We start from the raw sequence: 8,889 nt of genomic DNA, 5'->3' as shown, positions 1-8,889 counted from the left end.
CGGTGACCCAACGGGTCACTCAGCGGCCAAGGGTATGTCTGGCCGTGCAATCGTGACAATGTCTGACATGACCCGGCGCATCAGCGCACGCAGATCATCAAAGTCTGGGCGCTGCGTCAAAGTCGCCTCGTTCATGTAAAGGGCGCGGTCAATTTCCATCTGAACCACATGCATTCCCTGAGCGGGCCGACCATACCGTTGCGCGATAAACGCCCCGGCGAACGGCGTGTTGCGGGCGACGCGCAAGCCCTCGGCTGTCAAAGCTAGCTCGATCCTGTCGACCACGTCACCATCCGCCGCCGCACCGAAACGATCCCCCAGAACAACATCCGGCAAAGGACCCCGACCCCCATTTACCCCCTCGATGGCCTCGTGTGGCATGGAATGGCAATCGACCAGAACCGCGCGCCCAAAGGTAGCGCGTTGCGTCGCAAGCAGCGCGGCCAGCGCCGAATGATAAGGTTGCCAGTGTTGATCGATGCGGCGGCGCGCTTCGGCCAATGGCATTTTGCCGGAATAAATTGCGCGCCCGCCCGCAACCACGCGAGGGATCACCCCAAGCCCCGATGTGACGCGCGGGTTGTGCGCAGACCGGCGCACCCCTTCGATCAGGGCAGAGTCCAACTCGTCGGTATTTCGGTTCAAATCGACGAAGGCGCGCGGCGTTTTCGCCAAAAGCAAGGGCGCGCCCAACGAGGGCGCATCGCCAATCAACAAGTCCATATACGCATCTTCAGAGGAGCGAAGCGTGCGCTCATCCAAAACCGTCGCCGTCCGCATTTCGGCCGGGTAATCTCGTCCGCTATGGGGCGAGGCAAAAACCACACCGGTCAGCACGGTTTTCGGCTGGATCAGTTGATAGTTCACCGGCGCCCCTTGTTCTTCGACTGCTCCCGTATACCGGAATTCTTTTGTCTACCAATACCCCTTGATCACCGGTCCGACTCCTTCTATAGACCCTCCACCGACGCGGAAACCTCCGCGTCTTGTTCATTTGAACGAGACGCTTACCGGATTTGCGACGGGGGCGGTTAGCTCAGCGGTAGAGCACTACGTTGACATCGTAGGGGTCACTGGTTCGATCCCAGTACCGCCCACCATGTGCCATTCGGCACAATTTGAACAGCCCGCAAGGGCACGAACTGCAACACGGCGCAACGACGCGCCGCGACGAATTGGAGAAGGCCATGAAGGTCAGGAACTCGCTTCGCTCGCTCAAGCAGCGTCACCGCGATTGCCGTGTGGTGCGCCGCAAAGGCCGGGTCTATGTGATTAACAAGACTCAGAAGAGATTCAAAGCACGTCAGGGCTGAGTCGCTCTCGTTGCTACGATGAAGCCGCCCTTGGGCGGCTTTTTTGTTTGCTCAGCACCTTTATCAAAGCGAATAGTGTAGCAAAGCGCACAATATTGTGGCAGGGGTTCCGACTTAGTACAAAAGGGCTGTTAGTCAGTTTTTTTGTCCAAACTGGACCTGATAGTGGATAACGGCATAGTGCTGAAAGCCACGAAATCTTGAAAATGCGTCCAGATCTGAAACGGAGTGAAGATGAAACCTGTTGTTGTGAGCGCGCTTCTTCTTGCCCTGGGCGCATGTGGCGGTGGTGGCGGCGGCAGCGAAACGACCGAAGCTGTAACCCCGCAGCCTGACTTCAGTAACCCGATTGTTATTGAGCCCGGAGATCCGCTTCCGACAGACGCGACCATGCCTGTGCAGATTTCCGGCACAGCGATCGAGTCGATCTTTGGCGGTGGGTCTGGGTTCCAAACCTTCGGTTCCCCCATCGCAGCGACACTTGTCACGTCAACCAATACCAGCGGCGATGCCTCGGCCGGACCAGACAAATTGCGTCTGACGGCAAACGGCGAAACCGTAGAAATCGATCTTCGCGAATCCGTAAGTAGCTCCGATTTGACCTTTGACGGGACAACATTCAATATTTCAACCGATTCAGGCGCTTTCCTGATCCAACCGTTCGCATCCTATACGGCCAATCCGATGGAATATGCGGTCTATGGTGGCTGGGCCAAGACGGCGAACGCCGCGGATGGAAGCACAGCATCCGACAAAATCCGTTTCGGTTCGTTCGGGAGTGCGACGCCCGCCGCATCCATGCCTTCCAGCGGCTCAGCAACATACACCGGCAAGTCCATTGGGCTTGCTAGTGTATCTGGGGGCTCCACAACAGCCATTGGGTTCACACGGTCTGATATCACGGTATCCACCACTGATTTCAATTCGGTTACGATAAAGTCAAGAAATACGACTTTCAGCCAGCTGGGACAGGGCAATATTGGTGATCCCCTTAGCCTGAACTTCGACGCTACGGGAAGCATCGACAAAAACACACTTTCCACTACCAGCGCTACAACTGCTGTAGGAGACCCTGGACGTGTTGATGGGACATTCTACGGCCCCTCTGCGGAAGAGGTAGGCGGGACTTTCTCGTTTGAGAGCTCTCGAGGCGTCTACGGCGGAGCATTTGGCGCCAAGAAGCAATAGAGCCGGATAGAATGACAATAGGCGAAGAATCATAATCATGAAGCGCGCCATCGCACGCGTTTTCCTGTGCCTTCCTCTCATCATGCCAAGCGCGGCTCAGGCTGCGCCGTCTACTCCGGCCGAAGCCCGCGCTGTTGAGGCGGCATTTGTGTCTGGGCTCGCCTCTCTGGATGCGAACGACCCAAAACAGGCCATTCCGATCTTTCTGGGCGTTTTGGCAAAGCACCCTGATCTGGTCCGCGTTCGGCTTGAACTTGGTCGCGCCTATTTCGCGGATGGGCAGTGGTCCAACGCCCGGCGCGAGTTTCTGCTGGCCCTTTCGGCTGACCTGCCTGATCCGGTGCGCCGCAATGTTCTGGGCTTCATCCGGGCCATCGACGCAAGGCGCGGCTTTGACTGGGATATCAGCGTGTCGCTGACCGAATTGCGCAGCAACGAAAACTATAAAACCAACACCATAGATTTGAATTTTGGCGGTTTCAGATTGCCGTTCACGCTGAACCGCCCCGACGAAAAGGAACTGGGGCTTACGTTCTCGGCCTCCGCCAGCTTGCGTGCGGAATTACCAGCCCTGAATGGCCAGAACCTTGTTACCACCGCCTTTGCCGAAGCGTTCACCTTTGGCGATTACGCCGAAAGCGAAACGCTCCGGGATTACAGCTATGGCATGCGCGGCGGCCTGCGCTTTTCCGCGCCTAGAACGACGTCCTCAATAGCTCTGGTCGCAACAAGACGGGACGTTTCCACCACTCATTTCGAAGATCGTGCCGGAGTCGAACTGGCCTTTGAACGCCGGGGCGGAAATGGGCTTTCGATCTTTGGCAGCACCCAGCTTCTGGATGTGGACAACGCGCGGACAGACACGCTTGACGGAACGTCGGTCTTTGCCGAGGCTGGCCTGCGTCAATCATTTTCCGGGCGCGGCTTGATAGGTCTATCGGTTTTCGGCGAAGCGCGCCGTGCCGATCTTGGCTTTGAGTCCTTCGATCGGTTGGGCGTCTCGGTTTTTGGAAGCGTCGAAGCGCGGTTCGGCCTATCAATTCGTCCCTCGATCACGCTGTCGCGCAAGGATTTCCTGTCGCCAAGCCCCCTATTTTCGGATGACCCGGATGAAGTCGAATTGTCGGGGCGACTTCGAATTGAAAAGACCGATTTGATCTTTGGCAATGGCTTTTCGCCATTCATCCAGATGGAAGCCACCGAAGTGACCAGCGGGATCGATGCGTTCAGCTATTGGTCACGGGACGTCAGCATTGGGATCCGCCGGGTCTTTTGACGCCTCAAGCCTCGTCGCGGCGAGCCGAAATTATGAAGAACGGCTGATCCCGGTAATATGTGGCCGCGATTGTCAGGGCCACAGGCAACAGAAGCTTGCCGCGCGCTGTCAGCCGACGCAGATGCCGTGGCCGCCCTTCAAGGATCAGTTTCTCTGGGGCATCGGGAAGGGCAAGTTCCAGCCCGGCAAACTCCTGCAATGACACGCTGCCCAGCGGACTGCGCGCTTGCCCAAACAAAACGCAGGCCGCCCGGTTCGCGAAACACACATTGCCATCTGCCGAAACAACCATCACGGCATCCGGCAGCACATCTAGCCCCGCCCGCAACTCATTGTCCGGAATGTTGATAACGGCGAAACACGCGAAGTTCCCGCCCTCATCCACCAAAGGCTGAATAATTCGCCGCCAAGCCCGGACAAAAACCTGCTTGGGCGGTTCGTGCGCGCTCATCACTGGCTGTCGCCGCAATTCCACAGCCTTATACAAGGCCGCAAAGAAACCCGAAATATAGCCACCGAACTCAGACACGCTGCGCCCAGTCATATCAAATTGATAAACCTCGGCAATTTTTGATCCATAGTAGCGATAGATGTAATCGCCTTCGGTCTCGCCCGGCTCAACAATCATCGCCCAGTCACGCAAGACAGAAAACGCATCACTGTCGAGCCACGTCACTGGCAGTACAGAGTCAGTCTCGCCGCAGGCACGCAAGAAACTGCGTAGAACAGGATGCCTAGGGTCCTCAAGCGAGGGGGTCCACACAATCTGCGGCGCCGACGCGCCATGTGCGGCGAAATACTTTCCAACAGTGTCTGATCGCCCTTGAGCAAGATCTTGCGCCAGTCCGGCAACAACCTTGGCATCAGGTTCACCGGGCGCAACATACGGCTTCGCCATGACGTAAATTCCTATGGGGTCAATACGCCTGAGTGTATCCGGTTCCTCGACATCGACCTATGCGCCCGCGCACGTTGCACGGCTGCATGCACGATTTGTACATGCCGATCGGCGGATTTTGGCTCAATTCCCGTTCAGGTCGTATATTCTCTAAGATCTTCGATAACCTTTCCATCCCTTGGAAGGGTCCCCGGCTCAACCAAAGAGAGTCGCCCCGACACTTTCAATGTATCGGCGACCGACGATTCGAAGACGTCCGGCGTGCAGGCTGTTGTTTCCATACGTACCTCCATGGCGTCTTGATCATTCTCACGCGTCACCACAACGCGCACGCGCTGAACTTCGGGATGGCGCGCAACCAACACGGCAACCTGCTCGGGGCGCACGAACATGCCCTTGATCTTGGTGGTTTGGTCGGCACGGCCCATCCATCCCTTGATCCGCATGTTTGTTCGCCCACACGGGCTTTGTCCCGGCAAAACCGCGCTCAGATCGCCGGTCGCAAAGCGGATAAGCGGGTAATCCGGGTTCAACGAAGTGACGACCACTTCACCGACCTCTCCGTCAGGTACAACATCACCAGTACCAGGAGTGACGATTTCCACTATGACGCCCTCGTCGACGATCATTCCGTCCATCGCGGCACTTTCATAGGCGATGTTGCCCAATTCCGCCGTCGCATAACATTGCAGGCATACGATTCCCCGCGCCGCATACGCCTCTCGCAAGGCAGGAAACAACGCACCGCCCGAAACAGCCGCCTTGGTGATGCCAAGCGAAACGCCCATCTCGTCTGCTTTCTCAAGAATGACCTTCAGATAGTCTGGCGTGCCCGCATAAGCCGTGGTCCCCAAATGTGCGGCGGCCTGAACCTGTAACTCTGTCTGGCCCGTTCCTGCCGGAATGACTGTTGCCCCTACAGCTCTCGCACCGTTTTCAAAGATGTGCCCCGCAGGCGTCAGATGATACCCGAAACAGTTCTGAACCACATCTCCGCGACCGATGCCGCAAGCATGAAGAAAGCGCCCCAACCGCCACCAATCCTCGCTGGTCTGGCCCGGCTCGTAAATTGGGCCCGGCGACTGAAACAGCAGATCATAGGCCCCTGCCCCGCGCGCAGACAATCCACCAAGCGGTGCCTGCGGTGTCTGCAAGGAAACCAGTTCAGATTTCCGAAGAACCGGCACACTGGCAAGCGCCGCGCGCCCGGTGATGGATGCCGGGTCAATATCGGCAAGACGTGCCGCATTCCCTTGCAACGATTGTGCGTTACGGATCAATTCGGGCAGGCAATCGGACAGGGATGCATCACGTTCCTGGGTACTTCTGCGCTCCCAATCATCAAAAGGCTTCATGGTTTTTCCTCGAAAGTTTCGTTGCCGCGCAAGGCATGCAACGCGTGCAGCCCGGCCTTGCGTATTGCTCTGTTGTGCATCTGCAGAAAGACGCGGTATCAATTGGCCATCGCAGGGGTGGTTACACCCCTCCGGGTTGATCGATGCGGACCTCCTCCTCCCTGGGTCCATTCGATTTCGCGGCAGCGCCAAAACTCCTCCCTCAATGGTGCTGCCGCCAAACTCGTCCCCCCGATAAGCCCGTTGTTCAACCTCAGCTCAGCCAGCGTTTTCGGCGGCGATAGCTGCGCGTGTCGCGAAATGATCTGCGCCCTTCATCTGACATTCCAAGATAGAATTCTTTCACATCAGGGTTCTCACGAAGCGCTTGCGCAGTCCCCTCCATCACCACCCGACCCGATTCCAAGATGTAACCGTCATGGGCAAATCGCAGGGCGACATTGGTGTTTTGCTCTGCCAACAGAAAACTGACGCCCTCCTGTTCATTGAGATCGCGCACGATTGTGAAAATCTCTTCGACCAGTTGCGGCGCAAGCCCCATTGAGGGTTCGTCCAACAAGATCATCTCGGGTGCAGCCATCAAGGCCCGCCCGATGGCACACATTTGTTGCTCGCCGCCACTGGTGTACCCGGCCTGACTGCTGCGCCGTTCCTTCAGGCGGGGAAAATACGCATAGACTTTCTCAAGATCAGCCGCGATGGCAGCGCGGCCGTCGCGGCGCGTATAGGCGCCAGTCAACAGGTTCTCTTCAATCGTGAGGTGCTCAAAGCAATGGCGCCCTTCCATCACCTGCACGACCCCGCGCTTGACCAGATCTGCCGGTGCCAGATCCTGTATCCGGTCACCGTGATACAAGATCGACCCCTTGGTGACCGAGCCTCGTTCACTCTGCAGCAAGTTCGATACCGCCTTTAGTGTGGTCGTCTTTCCCGCACCGTTGCCGCCCAACAAGGCCGTAATCCCGCCAGACCGAACCTTAAGACTGACGCCCTTCAAAACCAGAATGACGTGATTGTAGATCACTTCAATATTGTTGATCTCAAGAAGGGTTTTCGTCTGCGCCTCGGGCGCCTCTGCCTGCATGCTCATTTCCATGTCCCTTCATCCGCGGCTGGGCCAGTATCAGGACGACACGGCGCATATAAGTTTTTCTGCGTGGGGACGAAAATTACTGACTGGCTCTCAACGGCCCTGCCTGCGATTGGGCCAGAAACGCTCTTATCCGCCGGTATCCTCATGCAAACTCTTTCCCGTGAACGTGTCGTCTTCATCATCAAATGGGCCGCATCCATCATTCAAATCCTCGGCTACGCAACCACCGCCTTTGGCCTTGACCCATGGAACATCTATTTGTTCCTCGTTGGGCTGGTCGGATGGCTGGCCGTCGGCGTGCTTTGGAATGACCGCGCCATAATGTTAATCCATCTGATTGCGCTTGCGGCCATGACCGCTGGCCTCGTCAGCAGCGGGGCATGAACCTCTGGCCAGCGCGCGGCGGCAAAAGCAGCGTGGGAAAGCGATCTTCCCCACGCTGTTACTGACTTAACCGTCGCAGCTCGGCGTGATGCCGTTCTCTGCTGCAAAGGCTTCGCTATCGGCTTTGATCAAAGGATCAATAATCTCATTGTCCGGCTCAATGAAGTCGGTCAGCGGATTCCAAACCTTAGCTGTCGCATCCCACTGCTGAACAAGGCCAAGACCCGACCCACCGTGGTTTTCACAACTCACCGAAAATTCCGGCCCAATGCCCGGAACGCCAAGGGCTTCCATCTTGGCCGCCGTCATCTCCAGCGCCTCCATACCGTCACGCATCATGGATGCATCGATATCGGCAACACCGTGAATTTCCTGCGCGGTCTTCGCCGCTTCCACCGCCAGCATCGCCGCATACATCCCGCGCGTGTACAGCACCGACCCGATATTGCTCCCGTCGCCCGCCGCATTTCCAGCATCGGCAACCAAGCTGCGAATTTCGGCAAAGACAGGATAGTCGACCACCTTGTTCATGTTCAGCGACTTGTACCCATTCGCTGCATCACCTGCCGGCGTCACATCATGCTCGGCTCCGGCCCACCAGTTGCCGATGAAATTCTCCATGGGAAAGCGAATGTTCGCGGCTTCCTGAATGGCGACCTGGTTCATGACCCCCCAGCCCCACATGATGACGTAATCCGGCCGTTCGCGGCGAATGCGCAACCACTGGCTACCTTGCTCTTGCCCCGGATGGTCCACGGCAATCGTGGTCAGTTCGTACCCGTGCTTTGCGGCAAGCTCCTCAAGCGTGCGGATCGGCTCCTTGCCATAGGCGGAATTGTGGTACAGCAGCGTGATTTTCTTGCCAGTCAGATCACCACCGTTCTCGTCGGACAAATAACTGATGGCGACGCTCGCCGCGTCCCAATAGTTTGCGGGATAGTTGAACACATTGCTGAACACCGCGCCATTGGCAGCGCTCGTGCGCCCATAGCCCATTGTGTGCAGGGGAATGCCATCTGCCTGCACCTTGGGAATCAGCTGATAGGTGATCCCGGTGGACAGCGGCTGATAAACCAGCGCGCCTTCGCCCTTGGTCGCCTCATAGCACTCAACACCTTTTTCAGTGTTATAGGCCGTCTCGCATTCAATCACACGGGCCATAACACCGCCGATCCCGCCGTCACGGGCGTTCACCAGCGAGAAATAGTCCTGATACCCGTCGGAAAAGGGGATACCCCCCGCTGCATAAGGCCCGGTGCGATAGCTCAGATCAGGAAAAACCAGATCCGCAAACGCGGGGCCCGCTGCCAGAGCCGCCCCAAGCGCAAGTGTTGTTACTTTCTTCATGTCGTTCCTCCCATAAGATGCCGGGATCTCGCCCG

Annotated in this window: 9 protein-coding genes and 1 tRNA gene; 5 read left to right on the top strand and 5 right to left on the bottom strand. The window is 57.3% G+C overall.

Annotated elements, in window-relative coordinates; genetic code table 11:
* Window positions 1–15: 15 nt before the first annotated feature.
* Entirely contained in the window at window positions 16–867 is an 852-nt protein-coding gene (locus E2L05_RS15935) for an N-formylglutamate amidohydrolase (RefSeq protein ID WP_243722015.1), read from the bottom strand.
* A gap of 158 nt (window positions 868–1,025) precedes the next feature.
* On the opposite strand from E2L05_RS15935, the gene E2L05_RS15930 reads away from it, so the two are divergent.
* The 4 genes from E2L05_RS15930 (at window position 1,026) to E2L05_RS15915 (ending at window position 3,777) form a co-directional block, all read left to right on the top strand.
* Window positions 1,026–1,100, top strand: a tRNA-Val gene (locus tag E2L05_RS15930).
* Between the two features lie 87 nt (window positions 1,101–1,187).
* Window positions 1,188–1,313 carry a type B 50S ribosomal protein L36 gene (gene ykgO, locus E2L05_RS15925; RefSeq protein WP_133343857.1) on the top strand — a complete coding sequence of 42 codons (126 nt, stop codon included), beginning with the start codon at window positions 1,188–1,190 and terminating at the stop codon, window positions 1,311–1,313.
* Between the two features lie 234 nt (window positions 1,314–1,547).
* On the top strand, window positions 1,548–2,501 hold the full coding sequence (locus E2L05_RS15920; RefSeq protein WP_133343856.1) for a transferrin-binding protein-like solute binding protein: 954 nt from the start codon (window positions 1,548–1,550) through the stop codon (window positions 2,499–2,501).
* 37 nt (window positions 2,502–2,538) lie between these two features.
* Entirely contained in the window at window positions 2,539–3,777 is a 1,239-nt protein-coding gene (locus E2L05_RS15915) for a tetratricopeptide repeat protein (RefSeq protein WP_133343855.1), read from the top strand.
* Between the two features lie 4 nt (window positions 3,778–3,781).
* On the opposite strand, the gene E2L05_RS15910 is transcribed toward E2L05_RS15915, so the two are convergent.
* The 3 genes from E2L05_RS15910 to E2L05_RS15900 form a co-directional block, all read right to left on the bottom strand.
* A complete protein-coding gene (locus tag E2L05_RS15910; protein WP_133343854.1) occupies window positions 3,782–4,675 on the bottom strand; it encodes a PAS domain-containing protein in 894 nt (297 codons plus the stop codon).
* A gap of 134 nt (window positions 4,676–4,809) precedes the next feature.
* Window positions 4,810–6,030 carry a phenylacetate--CoA ligase family protein gene (locus E2L05_RS15905; protein ID WP_133343853.1) on the bottom strand — a complete coding sequence of 407 codons (1,221 nt, stop codon included), beginning with the start codon at window positions 6,028–6,030 and terminating at the stop codon, window positions 4,810–4,812.
* Between the two features lie 253 nt (window positions 6,031–6,283).
* Window positions 6,284–7,114, bottom strand: coding sequence for an ABC transporter ATP-binding protein (locus tag E2L05_RS15900; protein WP_133343864.1), 831 nt, complete (start codon window positions 7,112–7,114; stop codon window positions 6,284–6,286).
* Between the two features lie 153 nt (window positions 7,115–7,267).
* Between E2L05_RS15900 and E2L05_RS15895 the strand changes: the two genes are divergently transcribed.
* The gene (locus E2L05_RS15895) at window positions 7,268–7,507 is read left to right on the top strand and encodes a DUF6552 family protein (RefSeq protein WP_133343863.1); all 240 of its coding nucleotides are present in this window, start codon (window positions 7,268–7,270) and stop codon (window positions 7,505–7,507) included.
* A gap of 66 nt (window positions 7,508–7,573) precedes the next feature.
* Here E2L05_RS15895 and E2L05_RS15890 read toward each other — a convergent pair whose 3' ends face one another.
* Complete coding sequence (locus E2L05_RS15890) at window positions 7,574–8,854, bottom strand: ABC transporter substrate-binding protein (protein ID WP_133343852.1); 1,281 nt, start codon at window positions 8,852–8,854, stop codon at window positions 7,574–7,576.
* Between the last annotated feature and the right edge of the window lie 35 nt (window positions 8,855–8,889).

The organism is Meridianimarinicoccus aquatilis (genome assembly GCF_004358675.1).
GTDB lineage: Bacteria > Pseudomonadota > Alphaproteobacteria > Rhodobacterales > Rhodobacteraceae > Meridianimarinicoccus > Meridianimarinicoccus aquatilis.
Note: the sequence above shows the minus strand (reverse complement) of the source record. Positions and strands in the feature narration are given on the sequence as shown.

Bases quoted from the DNA above. Each gene is read 5' to 3' on its own strand.
- ykgO (WP_133343857.1), top strand. From the start codon at position 1,188: ATGAAGGTCAGGAACTCGCTTCGCTCGCTCAAGCAGCGTCACCGCGAT.
- E2L05_RS15920 (WP_133343856.1), top strand. From the start codon at position 1,548: ATGAAACCTGTTGTTGTGAGCGCGCTTCTTCTTGCCCTGGGCGCATGT.
- E2L05_RS15915 (WP_133343855.1), top strand. From the start codon at position 2,539: ATGAAGCGCGCCATCGCACGCGTTTTCCTGTGCCTTCCTCTCATCATG.
- E2L05_RS15910 (WP_133343854.1), bottom strand. From the start codon at position 4,675: ATGGCGAAGCCGTATGTTGCGCCCGGTGAACCTGATGCCAAGGTTGTT.
- E2L05_RS15905 (WP_133343853.1), bottom strand. From the start codon at position 6,030: ATGAAGCCTTTTGATGATTGGGAGCGCAGAAGTACCCAGGAACGTGAT.
- E2L05_RS15900 (WP_133343864.1), bottom strand. From the start codon at position 7,114: ATGCAGGCAGAGGCGCCCGAGGCGCAGACGAAAACCCTTCTTGAGATC.
- E2L05_RS15895 (WP_133343863.1), top strand. From the start codon at position 7,268: ATGCAAACTCTTTCCCGTGAACGTGTCGTCTTCATCATCAAATGGGCC.
- E2L05_RS15890 (WP_133343852.1), bottom strand. From the start codon at position 8,854: ATGAAGAAAGTAACAACACTTGCGCTTGGGGCGGCTCTGGCAGCGGGC.